General features: G+C 71.5%; 19 protein-coding genes. 14 read left to right on the plus strand and 5 right to left on the minus strand.

Annotated elements, in window-relative coordinates:
• Positions 1–75: 75 nt before the first annotated feature.
• Positions 76–2175 (minus strand): transketolase, encoded by a 2100-nt coding sequence (tkt, locus tag FIP57_RS04205; protein WP_148572264.1) that lies wholly within the window; start codon positions 2173–2175, stop codon positions 76–78.
• Between the two features lie 211 nt (positions 2176–2386).
• On the opposite strand from tkt, the gene FIP57_RS04210 reads away from it, so the two are divergent.
• Positions 2387–3307, plus strand: a complete 921-nt coding sequence (locus FIP57_RS04210) for a heme o synthase (protein ID WP_238993270.1) — start codon at positions 2387–2389, stop codon at positions 3305–3307.
• 67 nt (positions 3308–3374) lie between these two features.
• Here FIP57_RS04210 and FIP57_RS04215 read toward each other — a convergent pair whose 3' ends face one another.
• The 3 genes from FIP57_RS04215 to FIP57_RS04225 are packed head-to-tail and all read right to left on the minus strand — an operon-like array spanning position 3375 to position 6060.
• Positions 3375–4310: a COX15/CtaA family protein gene (locus FIP57_RS04215; RefSeq protein WP_148572266.1), complete on the minus strand. Its 936-nt coding sequence runs from the start codon at positions 4308–4310 to the stop codon at positions 3375–3377.
• A complete protein-coding gene (locus FIP57_RS04220; protein WP_238993271.1) occupies positions 4301–5092 on the minus strand; it encodes an ABC transporter permease in 792 nt (263 codons plus the stop codon). The genes FIP57_RS04215 and FIP57_RS04220 overlap by 10 nt, the downstream gene beginning before the upstream one ends.
• The gene (locus FIP57_RS04225; RefSeq protein WP_238993272.1) at positions 5089–6060 is read right to left on the minus strand and encodes an ABC transporter ATP-binding protein; all 972 of its coding nucleotides are present in this window, start codon (positions 6058–6060) and stop codon (positions 5089–5091) included. The genes FIP57_RS04220 and FIP57_RS04225 overlap by 4 nt, the downstream gene beginning before the upstream one ends.
• A gap of 113 nt (positions 6061–6173) precedes the next feature.
• On the opposite strand from FIP57_RS04225, the gene FIP57_RS04230 reads away from it, so the two are divergent.
• From FIP57_RS04230 to FIP57_RS04275, 10 genes are all read left to right on the plus strand, one after another.
• The gene (locus tag FIP57_RS04230) at positions 6174–6917 is read left to right on the plus strand and encodes a helix-turn-helix transcriptional regulator (protein ID WP_238993273.1); all 744 of its coding nucleotides are present in this window, start codon (positions 6174–6176) and stop codon (positions 6915–6917) included.
• A gap of 35 nt (positions 6918–6952) precedes the next feature.
• Complete coding sequence (gene sufB, locus FIP57_RS04235; RefSeq protein ID WP_148572540.1) at positions 6953–8353, plus strand: Fe-S cluster assembly protein SufB; 1401 nt, start codon at positions 6953–6955, stop codon at positions 8351–8353.
• Between the two features lie 91 nt (positions 8354–8444).
• The gene (gene sufD, locus FIP57_RS04240; RefSeq protein WP_238993274.1) at positions 8445–9596 is read left to right on the plus strand and encodes a Fe-S cluster assembly protein SufD; all 1152 of its coding nucleotides are present in this window, start codon (positions 8445–8447) and stop codon (positions 9594–9596) included.
• A gap of 49 nt (positions 9597–9645) precedes the next feature.
• On the plus strand, positions 9646–9978 hold the full coding sequence (locus tag FIP57_RS04245; RefSeq protein WP_148572267.1) for a non-heme iron oxygenase ferredoxin subunit: 333 nt from the start codon (positions 9646–9648) through the stop codon (positions 9976–9978).
• A gap of 51 nt (positions 9979–10029) precedes the next feature.
• On the plus strand, positions 10030–10806 hold the full coding sequence (gene sufC / locus FIP57_RS04250) for a Fe-S cluster assembly ATPase SufC (protein ID WP_148572268.1): 777 nt from the start codon (positions 10030–10032) through the stop codon (positions 10804–10806).
• A 1-nt stretch (position 10807) separates the two neighbouring features.
• Positions 10808–12073 (plus strand): cysteine desulfurase, encoded by a 1266-nt coding sequence (locus tag FIP57_RS04255; RefSeq protein WP_148572269.1) that lies wholly within the window; start codon positions 10808–10810, stop codon positions 12071–12073.
• 2 nt (positions 12074–12075) lie between these two features.
• Positions 12076–12555, plus strand: coding sequence for a Fe-S cluster assembly sulfur transfer protein SufU (sufU, locus tag FIP57_RS04260; RefSeq protein WP_148572270.1), 480 nt, complete (start codon positions 12076–12078; stop codon positions 12553–12555).
• On the plus strand, positions 12552–12917 hold the full coding sequence (locus FIP57_RS04265) for a metal-sulfur cluster assembly factor (RefSeq protein ID WP_148572271.1): 366 nt from the start codon (positions 12552–12554) through the stop codon (positions 12915–12917). The genes sufU and FIP57_RS04265 overlap by 4 nt, the downstream gene beginning before the upstream one ends.
• A 9-nt stretch (positions 12918–12926) precedes the next feature.
• A complete protein-coding gene (locus FIP57_RS04270) occupies positions 12927–13556 on the plus strand; it encodes an acVLRF1 family peptidyl-tRNA hydrolase (RefSeq protein ID WP_162529676.1) in 630 nt (209 codons plus the stop codon).
• A 29-nt stretch (positions 13557–13585) separates the two neighbouring features.
• Positions 13586–14044 (plus strand): nitroreductase family deazaflavin-dependent oxidoreductase, encoded by a 459-nt coding sequence (locus tag FIP57_RS04275; RefSeq protein ID WP_148572272.1) that lies wholly within the window; start codon positions 13586–13588, stop codon positions 14042–14044.
• A 27-nt stretch (positions 14045–14071) separates the two neighbouring features.
• Here the strand turns inward: FIP57_RS04275 and ypfJ are convergent, their stop codons facing one another.
• On the minus strand, positions 14072–15028 hold the full coding sequence (ypfJ, locus tag FIP57_RS04280; RefSeq protein ID WP_148572273.1) for a KPN_02809 family neutral zinc metallopeptidase: 957 nt from the start codon (positions 15026–15028) through the stop codon (positions 14072–14074).
• A 183-nt stretch (positions 15029–15211) separates the two neighbouring features.
• Here ypfJ and FIP57_RS04285 point away from each other — a divergent pair, with 183 nt between their 5' ends.
• The 3 genes from FIP57_RS04285 to FIP57_RS04295 all read left to right on the plus strand — a co-directional run bounded on the left by FIP57_RS04285 (position 15212) and on the right by FIP57_RS04295 (position 19574).
• Positions 15212–16810 (plus strand): ABC-F family ATP-binding cassette domain-containing protein, encoded by a 1599-nt coding sequence (locus FIP57_RS04285; protein ID WP_148572274.1) that lies wholly within the window; start codon positions 15212–15214, stop codon positions 16808–16810.
• A gap of 140 nt (positions 16811–16950) precedes the next feature.
• Positions 16951–18819, plus strand: a complete 1869-nt coding sequence (locus FIP57_RS04290) for an ABC transporter ATP-binding protein (RefSeq protein WP_203231048.1) — start codon at positions 16951–16953, stop codon at positions 18817–18819.
• Positions 18819–19574 carry an SDR family oxidoreductase gene (locus tag FIP57_RS04295; RefSeq protein ID WP_148572276.1) on the plus strand — a complete coding sequence of 252 codons (756 nt, stop codon included), beginning with the start codon at positions 18819–18821 and terminating at the stop codon, positions 19572–19574. The genes FIP57_RS04290 and FIP57_RS04295 overlap by 1 nt, the downstream gene beginning before the upstream one ends.
• The last annotated feature ends 29 nt before the right edge of the window (positions 19575–19603 follow it).

A 19603-nucleotide genomic window follows, 5' to 3' on the forward strand; every position in this document is an offset into this window, starting at 1 on the left:
GTGGTCGGACCGTGCCCGGAGGCACCCGGGACAAACGGTCGGAAACGGTGCGGTGGTGGTCTGCGGGTCTCCTCCTCAGGCGCCCGCGGCGCGGATGCTGTCCTCGGCCGCACTGACGACCGTGGCGGCGGTGAAGCCGAACTTCTCGAACAGCTCGGTGTACTGGGCGCTGGCGCCGTAGTGCTCCAGCGAGACGGTGCGGCCGGCGTCGCCGACGACGTCGCGCCACCCCTGGGCGACGGCGGCCTCGACGGAGACGCGCGCCCTGACCTGCGGCGGGAGGACGCTGTCGCGGTAGGACTGGTCCTGGGCGTCGAACCACTCCCGGCACGGCATCGAGACGACCCGGGCGGCGATGCCCTTCGCGGCCAGCTGCTCACGGGCCTCGACGGCGATCTGGACCTCGGAGCCGGTGGCGACGAGGACGACGTCGGGGGTGCCCTCGGTGTCGAGCAGCACGTAGGCGCCCCGGGCGACCCCGGAGGCGTCGGCCCAGTGCTGGCCGTCGACGTCGCCGCGCGGGAACGTCGGCAGGTTCTGCCGGCTCAGGCACAGCGCGTGGGGCCCGGTGGGGTTCTCGAGAACGGTGGCCCAGGCGGCGACGGTCTCGTTGGCGTCGGCCGGGCGTACGACGGACAGGCCGGGGATCGCGCGCAGGGCGGCGAGGTGCTCGACCGGCTGGTGGGTCGGGCCGTCCTCGCCGAGGCCGATCGAGTCGTGGGTCCACACGTAGGTGACCGGCAGCTGCATGATCGCCGCGAGCCGGACGGCGGGGCGCATGTAGTCGGAGAACACCAGGAAGGTCCCGCCGTACACCCGGGTGCCGCCGTGCAGGGCGATGCCGTTCATGACCGAGCCCATGGCGTGCTCGCGGATCCCGAAGTGGAGCACCCGGCCGTAGCGGTCGCCGCTGAACTCCTTCGTGGAGTGCTCGGACGGGAAGAACGACGGCTCGCCCTTGGGGGTGGTGTTGTTCGAGCCGGCGAGGTCGGCCGAGCCGCCCCACAGCTCGGGGAGCGCCGGCGCGATCTTGGTGAGCACCTCGCCGGACGCCTTGCGGGTCGCGACGCCCTTGGGGTCGGCCTCGAAGGTCGGCAGCGCGTCGCGCCAGCCGTCGGGGAGGGTACGGGTGGCGAGCCGGTCGAGGAGCGCCCTCCGCTCGGCGTTGGCCTCGGACCACCGCTCGAAGTCGCCCTGCCAGGCGTCGTGCGCGGCCTTGCCGCGCTGGACCAGCCCGCGCGTGTGGGCGATCACGTCGTCGTCGACCTGGAACTGCTGCTCGGGGTCGAACCCGAGCAGCTCCTTGGTGGCGGCCACCTCGGCCTCACCGAGCGCGGAGCCGTGGGCGGCACCGGTGTTCTGCGCGTTGGGGGCAGGCCAGGCGATGATCGTGCGGAGGTTGATGAAGCTCGGCCGGTCGGTGACCTCCTTGGCCGCCTGGATCGCGTCCCAGAGTGCCTGCACGTCCTCGGCGTACTCGGTGCCGCCGTTGGTCCAGTCGACGTCCTGCACGTGCCAGCCGTAGGCCTCGTAGCGCTTCGAGACGTCCTCGCTGAACGCGACCGCGGTGTCGTCCTCGATGCTGATCTTGTTGTCGTCGTAGATCACCACGAGGTTGCCGAGCTGCTGGTGGCCGGCGAGCGACGACGCCTCCGCCGAGACGCCCTCCTGCAGGTCGCCGTCGCTGCAGATGACGTAGACGTGGTGGTCGAAGACGCTCTCACGGTCGGGGGCGTCGGGGTCCAGGAGGCCACGCTCCCGGCGGGCCGCCATGGCCATGCCGACGGCGTTGGCGACGCCCTGGCCCAGGGGACCGGTGGTGGTCTCGACCCCCGCGGTGTGGCCGTGCTCGGGGTGGCCGGGGGTGCGGCTGCCCCAGGTGCGGAGCCGCTTGAGGTCGTCGACGTCCAACCCGAAGCCGCCCAGGTAGAGCTGGACGTAGAGGGTCAGGCTCGAGTGGCCGCACGACAGCACGAACCGGTCGCGGCCGATCCAGTCGGGGTCCGACGGGTCGTGGCGCATCACCTTCTGGAACAGCAGGTACGCCGCAGGGGCGAGGCTCATCGCCGTCCCCGGATGGCCGTTCCCCACCTTCTGCACCGAGTCCATCGCGAGGACTCGCGCGGTGTCGACCGCCTTGCGGTCCAGGTCAGTCCACTCCAGGGGTGTGCTCACGCCGTAGGGGTCCTCTCGTCGGTCGTCGTGTCGAGCCTACTTCCCGGTGGTGACCGGCGGCACGCCCGTCCGACGGGGTGCGCGGCTGCCCCGGCGGCCCACGGGGACTAGACTGCCCACCGTCGCGCCGGCCACCCTCGCGGGTGCCACCCGGGCGCGGTGGTCCCACCCCCGAGTGCTCGAGGACGTCGTGACGGCTGTCGAACCCCAGGTGAGCCTGCCTCTGCAGGCACCCTCCCGGCCTCGGCTCCGCGACGTGCTCTCCGCCTACGTCGGGCTGACCAAGCCGCGGATCATCGAGCTGCTCCTGCTCACCACCGTCCCGGTGATGTTCCTCGCCGAGCGCGGGGTGCCGGACGTCTGGCTGGTCGTCGCCACCGTCGTCGGCGGGACCTTCTCGGCCGGCAGCGCCAACGCGCTCAACTGCGTCTACGACCGCGACATCGACGAGCGGATGCGCCGCACCCGCCGCCGCGCCCTGCCGCGCCACGTCGTCACGCCACGGGCGGCGCTGGTCTTCGGCCTCGCCCTCGGGGTCGTCTCGACCGTCATGCTCGGCGTCTGGGTCAACTGGCTCTCGGCCGCGCTGGCCCTGGCCGCCAACGTCTTCTACGTCGTCGGCTACACGATCCTGCTCAAGCGGCGCACCAGCCAGAACATCGTCTGGGGCGGCGCCGCCGGTTGCTTCCCCGCCCTGATCGGTTGGACCGCGGTGACCGGCGAGCTCGCCTGGGCGCCGGTCGTGCTGTTCATGGTCGTCTTCTTCTGGACGCCCCCGCACTTCTGGGCGCTGGCGCTCCGCTACCGCGACGACTACGCCGCGGCGGACGTCCCGATGCTCCCGTCGGTGGCCCCCGCCGCGACGGTCGGCAAGCAGATCGCGGCGTACGCCTGGGTGACGGTGGCGACCTCGCTGCTGCTCTGGCCCGTCGCCGGCACCGGGTGGCTCTACCCGGTCGCCGCCGCGGTCCTGGGCGCCGCGTTCGTCGTGGAGGCCCACCTGCTCCACCGGCGCACCAAGCAGCCGGTCGCCGTGGCCGCCATGCGTCCGATGCGACTCTTCCACTGGTCGAACATGTACCTCTCGCTGCTCTTCCTCGCGGTCGCGCTGGACCCGCTGCTCACCCGCTGACCCACTCCGCCGACCCGGCGCATCCTGCCTGGCTCTGGATGCCGAACCGGCGCGTCGTCGTGCGGGGTCAGGCGGGGAGCGGAGCTGGTGTACGCCGGCGGGTGCCCAGCACCACCCAGGTCATCGCGGCGGCGAAGAGCGCGGAGCCCAGCAGGTGGAGCGCGACGAGGACGACCGGCAGGTCGGTGAAGTACTGCACGAAGCCGACGGTGCCCTGCGCCAGCTCGACGACGAGCAGCAGGGTGGCGGCGTCCCTCGCGCGCGGAGGCGCGTCGACCGCCCGCATCACGAGCACCGTCGCGATCGTGAGCCCGAGGACCAGGAAGACGAAGTCGGTGTGGAGCTGGCTCATCGCCCGCGGGTCGAGCCCGTTGCGGGGGGCGTCGACGTCGCCGGCGTGCGGGCCGCTGCCGGTCACGACGGTGCCGAGGTAGATCACGACCCAGCCGACCGCGAACAGCAGCCAGGTGAGCCACCGGACGGGCTCCGGGACGGTGGGTTCCGCAGGCCCGTCAGCCTCCCCGACGCGCTGCAGCAGCAGTACGGCGAGGCAGATCATCGCCATCGACACCACGAGGTGGAACGCGACCGTCCACGGGTTGAGGTCGGTGAGCACCGTGATGCCGCCGATTACCGCCTGGGCGGGGACGCCGAGGGCGAGCACGGCGGCCAGCCAGGTCAGCGAGCGGCGCCCGACCCTCCAGGCCACGACGAAGGTGGCGATCGCGACGGCGGCGATCAGGAACGTCACCAGCCGGTTGCCGAACTCGATGGCGGCGTGGATCGTCATCGCCCCGTGCGGGGTGAAGGACTCCTCGGTGCACCGCGGCCACGTCGGGCACCCCAGACCGCTGCCGGTGAGCCGGACGACGCCGCCGGTGACGACGATCAGCACGTTGACCACGAGGGTGGCCACCGCGAGGGGCCGGAGCCACCGCTCGGCGCGGGTCGGCTCGGGAGCCGTCTCTGCGGTCGCCGGTGGCAGGTCGTGGGTCACTCCCATGTGAACGTCCTCGCGGTGAGCAGGGTCCCGATCGCGGCCCAGGCGACGAGCACGAGGGCAGGACCGGAGGGGAAGGTGCCGTCGACCAGGGCTTCGCGGAGCCCCTCGCCGAGCGCGCCGGAGGGCAGCCAGCCGACCACGTCGGAGAACCGCCCGTAGGTCTCGGCGGGCACGAGCACGCCGCCCCCGGCGGCGAGCAGCAGGTAGACGAGGTTCGCCGCAGCCAGCGTGGCCTCCGCACGTAGCGCGCCGGCGACGAAGAGCCCCCAGGAGGCGAACGCCGCGGTGCCGAGGACGGCCACGACGAGGGCGCCGACGAGCGACCTCACCGAGAGCTCCGGGGACCAGTCGAGGAACAAGGCCGCGCCGCCCACGACCACCACCTGGAGCAGCTGGACCAGGAGCAGCGCCCCGACCTTGCCGAGGAGCAGCCCGTGACGGGGGAGCGGCGAGGAGCCGAGCCGCTTCAGCACGCCGTACCGACGCTCGAAGCCGGTCGCGATCGCGAGCGAGGTGAACGACGTGGACATCACCGCGAGGGCGACGACCCCCGGGGTGAGCTGATCGATCGGGGTGTGGGTCAGCGACAGGTCGAGGTAGCGGATCGCCGCCACGCCGCCGAAGAGCACGAGCAGGGGGATGACCAGCGCCAGCAGCAGCTGCTCGCCGTTGCGCAGCAGCAGCCGCGCCTCCATCCGGGTCTGCGCCAGCACCTGGTGGCCGAACGGCGCCGAGCCGGGGCGGGGCGCGAAGGTGCCCCCGGTCGTGGTGTCGAGGCTCACGCGGCCAGCCCTCGTCCGGTCAGCTCCAGGAAGACGTCCTCGAGGGTGCGCTGCCCGAGGCTCAGCGACTCCGGGAGGACGTCGACCTCCTCGCACCAGGCGGAGACCTTCCCGAGCGTGGTCGCGTCGGCCGGACCGGTGATCAGCATGCTGTAGGCGTTGACCTGGCTCACCTCGGTCTCCGGGCCCAGGACCCGCCGCAGCGACTCCGGGGCGTGGTCGGGGAAGGGCCGGGTGACGACGAGCTTGATCGTGCTGATCCCGGGGCCGCGGGTGAGCTCGAACGGCGACCCGCTGGCGATCATCCGGCCGTGGTCGATGATGTGGACGGTGTCGGCGAGCCGCTCGGCCTCGTCCATGTAGTGGGTGGTCAGCACGGTCGTGACCCCGTCGCCGCGCAGCTCCTCGAGGAGCGCCCAGGTGTCGCGGCGCGACTGCGGGTCCATCCCGGCGGTCGGCTCGTCGACGAAGAGCAGCTCGGGCCGCCCGACGACCGCCATCGCGAGCGACAGCCGCTGCTGCTGGCCCCCCGAGAGCCGGCGGTACGGCGTGCGCCCGCACTCGGCGAGCCCCAGCCGGTCGACCAGCATGGGCACCGGGAGCGGGTGGGCGTGGAGGGCGGCGATGTGCCGGAGCATCTCCTCGGCGCGGACCCCGGTCCAGGCGCCGCCGCTCTGCAGCATCACGCCGATTCGGGGGAGCAGGTGGCGCCGGTCGGCCTGCGGGTCGAGCCCGAGGACCCGGACGGTGCCCTGCTGGGCCTTGCGGTACCCCTCGCAGGTCTCCAGCGTGGTCGTCTTGCCGGCGCCGTTGGGGCCGAGGACTGCGGTGATCGAGCCCCGGGCGACCTCGAGGTCGAGCCCGTCGACCGCCACCTTGTCGCCGTACGCCATCCTGAGGCCGCGGATCTCGACCGCCGGAACGGTGCCCGAGGCGGCGCTCGAGGAGGATCGGGGCACGGCAGGCACCCCCTGAGTCTAGGTTCCGCCGCGTGGCCACCGCGCCGTGGCCCGGACGCCGCGAGACCGGGTTAGGGCAGCCTTATTTGAACGGCTCCGAGCATTAACGACACAATGGCGTTGTGGAAATCGACGCACTGGCTCACGTCCACGGGGAGGCGGGCACCGACGCCCCCACCCGTGAGCGGGTCGCGCGATCCATCCTGGAGCACGGTCCCAGCACGGCGGCGGACCTCGCCGAGCGGTTGGGGCTGACCCCCGCGGCGGTCCGCCGGCACCTCGACCACCTGGTCGAGACCGGGGCGGTCGAGCCCCGTGACCAGCGGCCGCGCGGCAACCGCGGTCGCGGGCGGCCGGCGAAGGCGTTCGCCCTCACCGAGGAGGGGCGCGACCAGTTCGAGCAGCACTACGACGACCTCGCGGCGCAGGCGCTGCGGTTCCTGCGCGAGACCGGGGGCGACGAGGCGGTCGCCGCCTTCGCGCGGAGCCGGCTCGAGGGGCTCGAGCAGCGGATCCTCGCGCTCCGCGAGGAGGAGCCCGATCTCACACCGTCCGAGGCCCTCGCCCGGGCGATGAACGAGGAAGGATTCGCGGCGTCGGTGCGTTCAGTACCCGTGGGGGAGCAGCTGTGCCAGCAGCACTGCCCCGTGGCGCACGTCGCTCACGAGTTCCCGCAGCTCTGCGAGGCCGAGACCGAGCTGATCTCGCGGGTCGTCGGACGCCACGTCCAGCGGCTCGCGACCATCGCGCACGGGGACGGGGTGTGCACCACGAGCATCCCCGCACCGCTGGCCGTACGACGATCCACCAGCACCACACCTGACCGAGCACGCACCACCGCAACCAACGAGAGGCGGTCCACCTGATGACCTCCACCGAAGCGCCGAACCTGATCGAGGCGATGAACCCCGAGCTCCAGGGGCTGGGGCGCTACGAGTACGGCTGGTCGGACCCGGACGTCGCGGGCGCCTCGGCGCAGCGCGGCCTCAACGAGGCCGTCGTCCGCGACATCTCGCAGCGCAAGAACGAGCCGCAGTGGATGCTCGACCTGCGGCTGAAGGGGCTCAAGCTCTTCGACCGCAAGCCGATGCCGCACTGGGGCGCGGAGCTCGACGACATCGACTTCGACAACATCAAGTACTTCGTCCGCTCCACCGAGAAGCAGGCGACGTCCTGGGACGAGCTGCCCGAGGACATCAAGAACACCTACGACAAGCTCGGCATCCCGGAGGCGGAGAAGCAGCGGCTGATCGCGGGTGTCGCGGCGCAGTACGAGTCCGAGGTCGTCTACCACAAGATCCGTGAGGACCTCGAGGAGCAGGGCGTCCTCTTCCTCGACACCGACACCGCGCTCAAGGAGCACGAGGAGCTCTTCAAGGAGTACTTCGGCACCGTGATCCCGGTGGGCGACAACAAGTTCTCCGCGCTCAACACCGCGGTGTGGTCCGGCGGCTCGTTCATCTACGTGCCGAAGGGCGTGCACGTCGAGATCCCGCTGCAGGCCTACTTCCGCATCAACACCGAGAACATGGGCCAGTTCGAGCGGACGCTGATCATCGTCGACGAGGACGCCTACGTGCACTACGTCGAGGGGTGCACCGCGCCGATCTACAAGACCGACTCGCTGCACTCCGCGGTCGTCGAGATCGTCGTGAAGAAGGGCGCGCGCTGCCGCTACACGACCATCCAGAACTGGTCGAACAACGTCTACAACCTGGTGACCAAGCGGGCCACGTGCGAGGCCGGCGCCACCATGGAGTGGGTCGACGGCAACATCGGCTCCAAGGTGACGATGAAGTACCCCGCCGTCTACCTCATGGGCGAGCACGCCCGCGGCGAGACGCTGTCGATCGCGTTCGCCGGCGAGGGGCAGCACCAGGACGCCGGCGCGAAGATGGTGCACGCGGCGCCGCACACCTCGAGCTCGATCATCAGCAAGTCGGTGGCGCGCGGCGGTGGCCGCACGTCGTACCGCGGGCTGGTGCAGGTCAACGAGGGCGCCCACCACTCGAAGTCGAACGTGCTCTGCGACGCGCTGCTCGTCGACACGATCAGCCGGTCGGACACCTACCCCTACGTCGACGTCCGCGAGGACGACGTCTCCATGGGCCACGAGGCCACGGTCTCGAAGGTGTCCGAGGACCAGCTCTTCTACCTCATGTCGCGCGGCATGGAGGAGGACGAGGCGATGGCGATGATCGTCCGCGGCTTCGTGGAGCCGATCGCCAAGGAGCTCCCGATGGAGTACGCCCTCGAGCTCAACCGCCTCATCGAGCTGCAGATGGAAGGCGCGGTCGGCTGACGCTGTCCGCTCCACCCCCTGCACGTGGTGACGTCTGCGCGAATCCAAGGAAAGAGAAGCATTTCAAGTGACTGTGACTGAGGCGCCGAACGTGGCGTCAGCCGTCGAGACCACGAAGGTGGCGTCGCACCTGCACGCCAACCCCTCGTACGACGTGGCCGACTTCCCCAAGCCCAACGGCCGTGAGGAGGTCTGGCGGTTCACCCCGGTCAAGCGGCTCGGCGGGCTGCTCGACGGCGAGCCGTCGGACAAGCACCTCGACATCGAGACGACGCTGCCCGAGGGGGTGACGCTGACCTCGATCTCCACCGAGGAGGCCCGTGACCTGGGTGAGCTGGCGCCGACCGACCGGCCCTCGGTGCTCGCGGTGGCCAACGCCGGGGGAGCGGTGCTCCTCGACGTGCCTGCCGACACCGAGGTCGACGAGCCGATCATCGTCCGGCTGCGCGGCTCCTCGGCCGACGACCTCGTCTGGGGCCACGTCGTGGTCCGGATCGGCCGGCACGCCAAGGCGTCGGTTGTGGTCGACCACAAGGGCAGCGCGCGGTACGCCGCGAACACCTCGATGCTCGTCGGTGACGGCGCCCAGCTCACGGTCGTCTCGCTGCAGGACTGGGACGACGACGCCGTGCACCTCGGCCGCGACGCGATCCGCGTCGGCCGGGACGCCACCGTCCGCCACTCCGCGATCAGCTTCGGCGGCCTCGTGCGGCTCAACGTCGAGGTGCAGTACGACGGTCCGGGCGGCTCGGCCGACCTCTATGGGCTCTACTTCGCCGACGCGGGGCAGCACCTCGAGCACCGGCTGTTCGCCGACCACACCGCCCCCCGCACCCGCAGCAACGTCGTCTACAAGGGCGCGCTGCAGGGCGAGGGCGCGCACACGGTCTGGATCGGCAACGTGCTGATCCGCAAGGTGGCCGAGGGGATCGAGACCTACGAGCAGAACCGCAACCTCGTCCTCACCGACGGGTGCCGCGCCGACTCGGTGCCGAACCTGGAGATCGAGACCGGCGAGATCGAGGGCGCGGGCCACGCGTCCACGACCGGGCGCTTCGACGACGAGCAGCTGTTCTACCTGCAGTCGCGCGGGATCGAGGAGGACGAGGCGCGGCGGCTGGTCGTGCACGGTTTCTTCAACGACATCATCCGCAAGATCGGCATCGAGGGGCTCGAGGAGCAGCTGATGGCGACCGTCGAGGCCGAGCTCGCGAAGAACGTCACCGGCAAGGAGATTCTGTGATCACCCCACGACGCTGCTCGCTGCGCTCGCACCGCCGCGGGGACCCCGAATGACCTTCACCCGGGCCTGCGGCGTCGCCGACCTCGAGGACGGCAAGCCGCTCGCGGCCACCGTCGACGGGGTCGACGTCGCGCTCGTCCGCGACGAGGGCACCGTCTACGCGATCCGCGACCGGTGCTCGCACGCCGAGATCCCGCTTTCCGAGGGGGACGTGGACGGCTGCCTCATCGAGTGCTGGCTGCACGGCTCCGCCTTCGACATGCGCGACGGGGAGCCGACGAGCCTGCCGGCGTTCGAGCCGGTGGCCGTCTACCCGGTCCGCATCGACGGCGACGACGTCCTGGTCGACGTCGCCAACCCCACCAACAACGTCACCGACTGACACAGAGCTACCGAGGTGGCCCCGAGGCCGCCGCGAGGAGAAGAGACACAGATGAGCACCCTGGAGATCCGCGACCTGCACGTGAGCGTGGACACCGAGGACGGCCCCAAGGAGATCCTGAAGGGCGTCACGCTGACCATCAACGAGGGCGAGACCCACGCGATCATGGGGCCCAACGGCTCCGGCAAGTCGACGCTGGCCTACTCGATCGCCGGCCACCCGAAGTACCAGGTGACCGGCGGCTCTGTCCTCCTCGACGGCGAGGACGTGCTGGAGATGTCCGTCGACGAGCGGGCGCGCGCGGGGCTGTTCCTCGCCATGCAGTACCCCGTCGAGGTCCCCGGCGTCTCGGTGTCGAACTTCCTCCGCACCGCCAAGACCGCGGTCTCCGGCGAGGCGCCGAAGCTGCGCACCTGGGTCAAGGACGTCAACGCCGCGATGGACCGCGTGCAGATGGACACCGCGATGGCGCAGCGCAGCGTCAACGAGGGGTTCTCCGGTGGTGAGAAGAAGCGCCACGAGATCGTCCAGCTCGAGCTGCTCGACCCGAAGGTCGCCGTCCTCGACGAGACCGACTCCGGGCTCGACATCGACGCGCTGCGCATCGTCTCGGAGGGCGTGAACCGCTTCAAGGAGAACGGCGACAAGGGCGTCCTGCTGATCACGCACTACACGCGGATCCTGCGCTACATCAAGCCCGACCACGTCCACGTCTTCGTCGACGGCCGGATCGCCGACGAGGGTGGGCCGGAGCTCGCCGACAAGCTCGAGGCCGAGGGCTACGCGTCGTACGTCAGTGGTGTCGCCGCCGCGGGGACCGGGGTCTGACATGCCCCGCAACCTGCCGGGCCTGCTCGACGGGCTCGAGCTGATCCGCCAGGACTTCCCGATCCTCGGCCGGACGATGGCCGACGGGCACCCGCTGGTCTACCTCGACAGCGCGAACACCTCGCAGAAGCCGCAGGTCGTGATCGACACGATGGTCGACCACCTCGAGCGGCACAACGCCAACGTCGCCCGCGCCGTGCACCAGCTCGGCGGCGAGGCGACCGAGGCCTACGAGGCCGGGCGCGAGAAGGTCGCGGCGTTCATCGGCGCCCAGCGCGACGAGGTGGTCTTCACCAAGAACGCCAGCGAGGCGCTCAACCTGGTGGCCAACACCCTCGCCTGGGCCGAGGGCGACCTCCGGGTCGGCCCCGGTGACGAGGTGCTGATCACCGAGATGGAGCACCACTCCAACATCGTGCCGTGGCAGCTCCTCACCGAGCGGACCGGTGCGACGCTGCGCTGGTTCGGGCTGACCGACGACGGTCGGCTCGACCTGTCGAACATCGACGAGCTGGTCAACGAGCGCACCAAGGTGGTCTCGCTGACCTGGGTGTCGAACATGCTGGGCACGATCAACCCGGTCCGCGAGATCGCCGACCGCGCGCACGCCGCCGGCGCCCTCGTGGTCGTCGACGCCTCGCAGGCCGTGCCGCAGATGCCGGTCGACGTGGTGGCCAGCGGCGCCGACCTCCTCGCGTTCACCGGCCACAAGGTCGTCGGGCCGACGGGGATCGGCGTGCTGTGGGGCTGCCGTGACGTGCTGGAGAAGCTGCCGCCGTTCCTCGGTGGTGGCGAGATGATCCGCACGGTCACCATGGAGCGCTCGACGTACGCCGACGTCCCGAGCAAGTTCGAGGCCGGCACCCCACCGATCGTCGAGGCGGTCGGGCTCGGTGCCGCGGTCGACTACCTCGGCCACGTGGGGATGGAGAACGTCCGCCGCCACGAGGAGGCCATCACCGGCTACCTGCTCGACGGGCTGTCGTCGGTGAAGGGCCTCTCGATCCTCGGCCCCAAGGACCCGCACGACCGCGGGGGAGCGGTGAGCTTCGAGCTCGACCAGGTGCACCCCCACGACGTGGCCCAGCTGCTCGACAGCCGCGGTGTCGCCGTGCGCGCGGGACACCACTGCACGAAGCCGGCCCACCAGCGGTACGGCGTCCAGGCCAGCGTCCGCGCGTCGTCGTACCTCTACACCACGCCGGAGGAGATCGACGCGCTCGTCGAGGGGTTGGAGTACACCAAGAAGTACTTCAGGGTGGACTGACGATGAGCGATCTCGACGCGATGTACCAGGAGATCATCCTGGACCACTACAAGAACCCCCACCACGCAGGGCTCCGCGAGCCCTACGAGGCGGAGGTGCACCACGTCAACCCGACGTGCGGCGACGAGGTGACGCTCCGCGTCCACCTCGACAGCACCGACGACGACGCCGTCATCGAGGACGTCTCCTACGACGCGCTGGGCTGCTCGATCTCCCAGGCGTCGGTGAGCGTGCTGACCGACCTGCTGATCGGCAAGAAGGTTAAGGAGGCGCTCGACGTCCACGAGGAGTTCCTGGCCCTCATGCAGGGCCGTGGCACCGTGGAGCCCGACGAGGACGTCCTGGAGGACGGCATCGCGTTCGCCGGGGTCGCGAAGTTCCCGGCCCGCGTGAAGTGCGCCCTGCTGGGATGGATGGCGTGGAAGGACGCGACCACGCAGGTGGTCGCGCGCACCGCAGGCCCGACCGAGGAGATGGCATGACCGACACCGACAAGCACGCGGACCTTCCCGAGGTGACCCCTGCTCCCGCCGGCTCCACGCTCACCGTGGAGGACGTCGAGGAGGCCATGAAGGACGTCGTCGACCCCGAGCTCGGGATCAACGTCGTCGACCTCGGGCTGCTCTACGGCGTCCACATCGACGGCTCCGACGTGACCCTCGACATGACGCTCACCTCGGCAGCGTGCCCGCTGACCGACGTCATCGAGGACCAGACCAACACCGCCCTGGAGGGGATGGCCGGCGACGTCGCCATCAACTGGGTCTGGATGCCGCCGTGGGGCCCGGACAAGATCACCGAGGACGGCCGCGAGATGCTGCGCGCCCTCGGCTTCAACGTCTGACCCACCCCGGTGGCCGAGGGACGGGAGCGGCTGCTCCTGCCCGCCTCCCGCGTCGAGCGGTGGTTCGAGAACTTCGAGTCCCGGCACGGCGGCGCGGCGTACGACACGGTCGGCGGTGGGCTGCGCGCCCTCGCCGCTGACGGCTCGACCGCCGTCGCCCGGCTCCCGTTCGACCAGGAGTACGGCGGTGTCCCGCTGCCGTCCGCCCTGGTGGGGGCCGTGACCGCCCCGGAGCGCTGGGGCGTCCTCCTGGTCCGCAAGGGCGGCTTCGCCGTCGCCCGGCTCACGGGCGGGACGCTCCAGGAGCACAAGGTCGGTCAGCGGCACGTGCAGGGGCGCACGAAGGCTGGCGGGCAGAGCCAGCAGCGGTTCGCACGCCGTCGCGACAACCAGGCCCGTGCCGCCTACGAGGCGGCTGCCGACCACGCGGCACGGGTGCTCGGGGCGCGGCTCGACGCGCTCGTGGTGGGCGGTGACCGCGGCGCCGTCGACGCGGTGCTCGACGACCCGCGCCTGGCCGGGGTGGCCGGTGCCCGCACCTCTCGGTGGCTGCCGGTCGCGGACCCGCGGCGGAGCGTGCTCGACGCGGCGGTCGCCGACGCCTGCGCGGTCGCCGTCGAGGTGGTCAACGCGGCATGACCCACCGCGCGAGGGGGAACCATGGCCCCATGGCACTTCAGGGAGAGTACGAGCCCAGCCCCTCGGACTGGGTCAGGAAGCAGGTCGAGACGTACGAGTCGTCCGGCGGCACGGAGGGCACGACCCTGCGGGGCGTCCCCGTCGTGGTCGTCACCTCGGTCGGCGCGAAGAGTGGGAAGCTCCGCAAGAACCCGGTGATGCGGGTCGAGCACGACGGCGCCTACGCGCTGGTCGCCTCGAAGGGTGGCGCCCCGGAGCACCCGAGCTGGTACGCCAACCTGGTCAAGAACCCGACCGTCGAGCTCCAGGACCACGCCGACAAGGCGACGTACACGGTCCGCGAGCTGCGCGGCGCGGAGCGGCAGACCTGGTGGGAGCGCGCGGTCGAGGTGTGGCCCGACTACGCGGACTACCAGAAGAAGACCGACCGCGAGATCCCGGTGTTCCTCGCGGAGCGCGCGGACTCCTCGGAGCAGCAGAGCGCCTGAGCGCCCGCCGTCCGGCTCACCCCGGTCTCACCCGGGGTAGAGCCGGTCGGCCTCCCAGGTGTCGCAGGCTCGGACGGTGCCCTTCTCGTAGCCGACGCTGAACCAGTACTCGCGGCCCGCCGCTGACCCGTGGGTCCACCGGTCGGAGTCGACGCGGCCGCCGCTGCGCTGCTGGATCCGGTCGTCGCCGACCGCCTGGGCGGCGTCGATCGCCTCCGCGATGTCCTGCTGGTCGAGGTCGAGGATCAGCACCTCGCCGTTCTCGTCCTCGGCGGTGGTGGCGTGCTTCGCCCACATCCCGCCGAGGCAGTCGGCCATCAGCTCGAGCCGGACGGCGTCGCTCTCCGGCCCCTGCTGGGTGCGGACCTTCCCCATGTAGCCGAGCAGGTTCTCGATGTGGTGGCCGTACTCGTGGGCCAGCACGTACGCCTCGGCGAAGTCACCGCCGCGGGCTCCGAGCTGCCCCTCGAGCATGTCCTGGAAGAAGGTGACGTCGAGGTAGACCTGCATGTCCCCGCGCACCGGGCAGTAGAACGGCCCGACGTCGGAGGTCGCGCCGCCGCAGCCGGTGTCGACGGATCCGGTGAACATCACGGTGTCGGCCTCGACGTACTGCGTCCCGGTCTGCTCGGGCAGGGTCTCGGCCCAGAACGACTGGATCGAGTTGACCACCGCGAGCCGCGCGCAGTCGGGGTTCTCGTTGGCGTCCTCCCCGGTCTCGCACTCGGTCAGCTCGCTCGACGAGACCGCTCCGCTTGCCGACCGCGCAGCGCCGGACTGGCCGCCGGTGCCGGTCCCGCCGCCCAGCATCCCGTCGAGCCCGCCGCTCAGGAACACGACCAGCAGGATCACGAGCAGCCCGCCGATGCCGCCGCCGGCCCGGCCCATCGGGATCGGGATGCCGCCGCGGCCCCCGCCGCTGCTGCCCCCACGACGCACCTGCACCTGGCTCCGGTCGAGCCTGGCCCGTGGGTTGAAGCGCATCCACCCTCCTTGGTCCGGCGGCCGTCGGCACGGCCGGGGGAACCCCTCTCCGAACAATGCCCCACGCGGTCGGAGTCACACCACGAGGCGGGGGCGGGCCCCGTAGGATGGCCGCCGTGATGCGCGCGGACTGACCGTGAGGGTCCCACGTCCCGCATCCCCGTTCTCGTCAGGAAGTCCCCCATGATCACCGTGCACGACCTCGAGGTGCGCGCCGGCGCCCGCCTGCTGATGGAGCACGTCTCCTTCCGCGTCGCCGCCGGCGACAAGGTCGGGCTCGTCGGCCGCAACGGGGCCGGCAAGACCACGATGACCCGCATCCTTGCCGGGGAGGGGCTGCCCGCCGCCGGGACCGTGCAGCGGACCGGTGAGATCGGCTACCTGCCGCAGGACCCCCGCACCAGCGACCCCGAGGTGCTCGCCCTCAACCGCATCCTCTCCGCGCGCGGCCTCGACGAGGCGCTGCTCAAGCTCCGCGAGGCCGAGGCGGAGATGGGGTCGGACGACCCGGCGGTGCGCGAGCGCGGGATGAAGAGGTACGAGCGGGCCGACGCCGCGCTCCACGCCGGCGGCGGTTACGCCGCGGAGGCCGAGGCCCGGCAGATCGCCTCCAGCCTGAACATCGAGGACCGCGTCCTCGACCAGCCGCTGCGCACCCTCTCCGGTGGCCAGCGGCGGCGCGTGGAGCTGGCCCGGATCCTCTTCTCCGGCGCGGAGACGCTGCTGCTCGACGAGCCGACCAACCACCTCGACGCCGACTCGATCGTCTGGCTGCGTGACTTCCTGCGCACCTTCAAGGGCGGGCTGGTGGTGATTAGCCACGACGTGGAGCTGCTTGAGGCGTGCGTCAACAAGGTCCTCCACCTCGACGCCAACCGGGCCGTGGTCGATGTCTACAACATGGGCTGGTCGGCGTACCTCACCCAGCGCGAGACCGACGAGCGGCGACGAAAGCGCGAGCGCGCGAACGCCGAGCGCAAGGCGTCGACGCTGATGGACCAGGCCAACAAGATGCGCGCGAAGGCGACGAAGGCCCAGGCGGCGCAGTCGATGATGAAGCGCGCCGAGCGGCTGATGCAGGGCGTGGAGGCGGAGCGGCAGGCCGACCGCGTCGCCCGGATCGCCTTCCCGAAGCCGGCGCCCTGCGGCAAGACGCCGCTCACCGCGACCGAGCTGTCGAAGTCCTACGGATCTCTCGAGGTCTTCACCGACGTCGACCTCGCGATCGACAAGGGGAGCCGGGTGGTCATCCTCGGGCTCAACGGCGCGGGGAAGACCACGCTGCTGCGGATCCTCGGCGGGCTCGACGAGCCCGACACGGGGGAGGTGCACCCGGGGCACGGGCTGAAGCTGGGCTACTACGCCCAGGAGCACGAGACGCTCGACACCTCGCGCACCGTGCTGGAGAACATGCGCTCCGCGGCCCCGCAGCTGACCGACACCGAGGCGCGCAGCGTGCTCGGGTCCTTCCTCTTCAGCGGCGACGACGCGATGAAGCCGGCCGGGGTGCTCTCCGGCGGCGAGAAGACCCGGCTCGCCCTGGCCGCCCTCGTCGTCTCGTCCGCGAACGTGCTGCTCCTCGACGAGCCGACCAACAACCTCGACCCCGCCTCGCGCGAGGAGGTGCTGGCGGCGATCCGCAGCTACGAGGGCGCGATCGTGCTCGTCACCCACGACGAGGGCGCCGTCACCGCCCTCGAGCCCGACCGGGTGCTGATCCTCCCCGACGGTGTCGAGGACCTCTGGAGCCAGGAGTACGCCGAGCTCGTCGCCCTGGCCTGAGCGACCCGTCCGGGCCGGTCGCTGCGTCGAACCGTCCTCGGCGGGAACAACTGTCGGTGGCCGGTGGTTGAGTGGTCAGCGTCACCCGGCGTGCAGTGGTCGGGTCAGGAGGTGCAGCAGCAGTGGCGATGGGTCAGGGCATGGGTCCCGTGTGGCGCCACATGCGCACCGACCGCAGTGCGGTCGCGGCCCCGCTGAAGCGCGAGACGCTGCGACGCGTGCTGTCGTTCGCGAAGCCGCACCGGCGTCCGATCAGCGTCTTCCTCGGCATCACGGTGCTCGACGCCGCGCTGGTCGTCGTCACGCCGCTGCTGGTGCAGCGCATCGTCGACGACGGCATCGCCCAGGGCGACACCCGGCTCGTCGCGATCCTCGCCGGGGCGATGGCGCTGGTGGCGGTCGTGGACGCCCTGCTCGCGGTGGGCTCCGGCCGGCTCTCCTCCCGCATCGGCGAGGGGCTGATCCTCGGCCTCCGCACCGCGGTCTTCGCCCACGTGCAACGGCTCTCGCTGGCGTTCTTCACCCGCACCCAGACCGGTGCGCTCGTCAGCCGGCTCAACAACGACGTGATCGGCGCCCAGCGGGCTTTCACCTCCACGTTGTCGAGCACCGTCTCCAACGCGATCGCCGTCGCGGTCGTCGGCGCCACGATGGCGGTCCTCAGCTGGCAGGTCACGCTGCTGTGCCTTCTGCTCTTCCCGCTGCTCTTCGTGGTCTCACGCTGGGTGGGCCAGCGGCTCGCCTCGCTCACCCGCGAGCAGATGGACGGCAACGCCGCCCTGGGCAACGCGATGACCGAGCGGTTCAACGTCGGCGGCGCGATGCTGCTCAAGCTGTTCGGCCGCCGCGACGTCGAGGACCGGCTCTTCACCGAGAAGGCCACTGTGGTCAAGGACCTCGGGGTGCGGATCGCCACCATCACCTCGGTGTTCCGGGCGACGCTGATGCTCGTCCCGGCGATGGCGACCGCGCTCGTCTACGGCGTCGGCGGCTGGCTGGTGGTCGAGGGGCGGCTGACCATCGGGACGCTGCTCGCGCTCGCCACCCTCCTGCTGCGGCTCCTCGGCCCGCTCCAGGGGCTCTCCAACGTGCGGGTCGACGTGATGACCGCGCTGGTCAGCTTCGAGCGGGTCTTCGAGGTCCTCGACCTCCCCACGACCGTGCCCGAGAAGCCGGAGGCGGTGGCCCTCCCGTCCGACGCCGCGACGCTGGAGTTCGACCGCGTGCGGTTCCGCTACCCGCGCGCGGACGAGGTCTCCCTGGCGAGCCTCGAGGTGGTCGCGCGCAACGAGACGAAGGTCCACCAGGACGTCCTGAAGGAGATCAGCTTCACCGCCGCGCCCGGCGAGATGGTCGCCCTCGTCGGCCCCTCCGGGGCAGGCAAGAGCACGATCACCCACCTGGTCGCGCGGCTCTACGACGTGACCGGTGGCGCCGTCCGCGTCGGCGGCGTCGACGTCCGCGACCTCACCCTGGAGTCCCTGGAGGAGGCGGTCGGCTACGTCACCCAGGACGCCTACATGTTCCACGACACCATCCGGGCCAACCTCCTCTACGCCCGCCCCGACGCCGACGACCGCCAGCTGTGGGCGGCGCTCGACGCCGCGCAGGTCCGCCGGCTCGTGGAGTCGCTTCCCGAGGGGCTCGACACCGTCGTCGGCGACCGTGGCTACCGGCTCTCCGGCGGGGAGCGGCAGCGGCTGGCGATCGCCCGGCTGCTGCTGAAGGCACCCCGGATCGTCGTCCTCGACGAGGCCACCGCCCACCTCGACTCGGAGTCGGAGCAGGCCGTGCAGCGGGCCCTCGACACCGCCCTCGAGGGGCGCACCTCCCTGGTCATCGCGCACCGGCTGTCAACCGTCCGCAACGCCGACCGGATCCTCGTCGTCGACGACGGGCGGATCGTTCAGTCCGGCACCCACCTCGAGCTCCTCGCGGAGGGCGGGCTCTACGCCCACCTCTACCGCACGCAGTTCACCGACGACCCCGAGCCGGCGGGGGCCTCCTGATGGACCTCGGGCTCCACGACCGCGTCTTCGTGGTGACCGGTGGCTCGCGCGGCATCGGACGGGCCACCGCCGACGCACTCGTCGCCGAGGGGGCCCGGGTGGTGCTCTCCGCGCGCACCCCCGAGTCGGTCGACACCGCCGTCGATGCCCTCGGCGACGCGGCTGTGGGCGTCGTCGCCGATCTTGCGGACCCGACGACGCCGCAGCGGCTGGTCGACACCGCCCACGAGCGGTTCGGCCGGCTCGACGGCGCGCTGTTGTCCGTCGGCGGCCCGCCCGCGGGCACCGTGCTCGAGACCTCCGACGAGACGTGGGTGAGAGCGTTCGAGACGGTCTTCCTCGGCACGCTCCGAGCCGCCCGCACCGTGACCGCCGCGCTCGGCGATGGCGGTTCGGTCGCGCTGGTGCTCTCCACCTCGGTCCGGTCACCGCTGGCCAACCTGGCGATCTCCAACGGGCTCCGCCCAGGGCTCGGGATGCTCGTCAAGACGCTGGCCGACGAGGTCGGACCGCGTGGGGTGCGGGTCAACGCCGTGCTGCCGGGGCGCATCGACACCGAGCGGCTCGTCGAGCTCGACGGTGCGACTCCCGACCCGGCCCGGACCCGTCGCGAGCACGAGGCCGGGATCCCGCTGCGCCGCTACGGGCAGCCGGAGGAGCTCGGGAGGGTCGCCGCGTTCCTGCTCTCGCCCGCTGCGTCGTACGTCACGGGGACGATGGTGCCGGTCGACGGCGGGGTGCACCGCACCCTCTGACGGGAGCGTTCACTCGGCTCCCTGCCCGG

This window comes from Nocardioides caldifontis, assembly GCF_008087345.1.
GTDB classification, from domain to species: domain Bacteria; phylum Actinomycetota; class Actinomycetes; order Propionibacteriales; family Nocardioidaceae; genus Marmoricola_A; species Marmoricola_A caldifontis.

Coding starts and splice junctions, on each gene's coding strand:
- FIP57_RS04215 (WP_148572266.1), bottom strand. CDS start 4,310: ATGGGAGTGACCCACGACCTGCCACCGGCGACCGCAGAGACGGCTCCC.
- FIP57_RS04245 (WP_148572267.1), top strand. CDS start 9,646: ATGACCTTCACCCGGGCCTGCGGCGTCGCCGACCTCGAGGACGGCAAG.
- FIP57_RS04265 (WP_148572271.1), top strand. CDS start 12,552: ATGACCGACACCGACAAGCACGCGGACCTTCCCGAGGTGACCCCTGCT.
- FIP57_RS04275 (WP_148572272.1), top strand. CDS start 13,586: ATGGCACTTCAGGGAGAGTACGAGCCCAGCCCCTCGGACTGGGTCAGG.
- sufU (WP_148572270.1), top strand. CDS start 12,076: ATGAGCGATCTCGACGCGATGTACCAGGAGATCATCCTGGACCACTAC.
- FIP57_RS04285 (WP_148572274.1), top strand. CDS start 15,212: ATGATCACCGTGCACGACCTCGAGGTGCGCGCCGGCGCCCGCCTGCTG.
- ypfJ (WP_148572273.1), bottom strand. CDS start 15,028: ATGCGCTTCAACCCACGGGCCAGGCTCGACCGGAGCCAGGTGCAGGTG.
- sufB (WP_148572540.1), top strand. CDS start 6,953: ATGAACCCCGAGCTCCAGGGGCTGGGGCGCTACGAGTACGGCTGGTCG.
- FIP57_RS04290 (WP_203231048.1), top strand. CDS start 16,951: ATGGGTCCCGTGTGGCGCCACATGCGCACCGACCGCAGTGCGGTCGCG.
- FIP57_RS04255 (WP_148572269.1), top strand. CDS start 10,808: ATGCCCCGCAACCTGCCGGGCCTGCTCGACGGGCTCGAGCTGATCCGC.
- sufC (WP_148572268.1), top strand. CDS start 10,030: ATGAGCACCCTGGAGATCCGCGACCTGCACGTGAGCGTGGACACCGAG.
- FIP57_RS04295 (WP_148572276.1), top strand. CDS start 18,819: ATGGACCTCGGGCTCCACGACCGCGTCTTCGTGGTGACCGGTGGCTCG.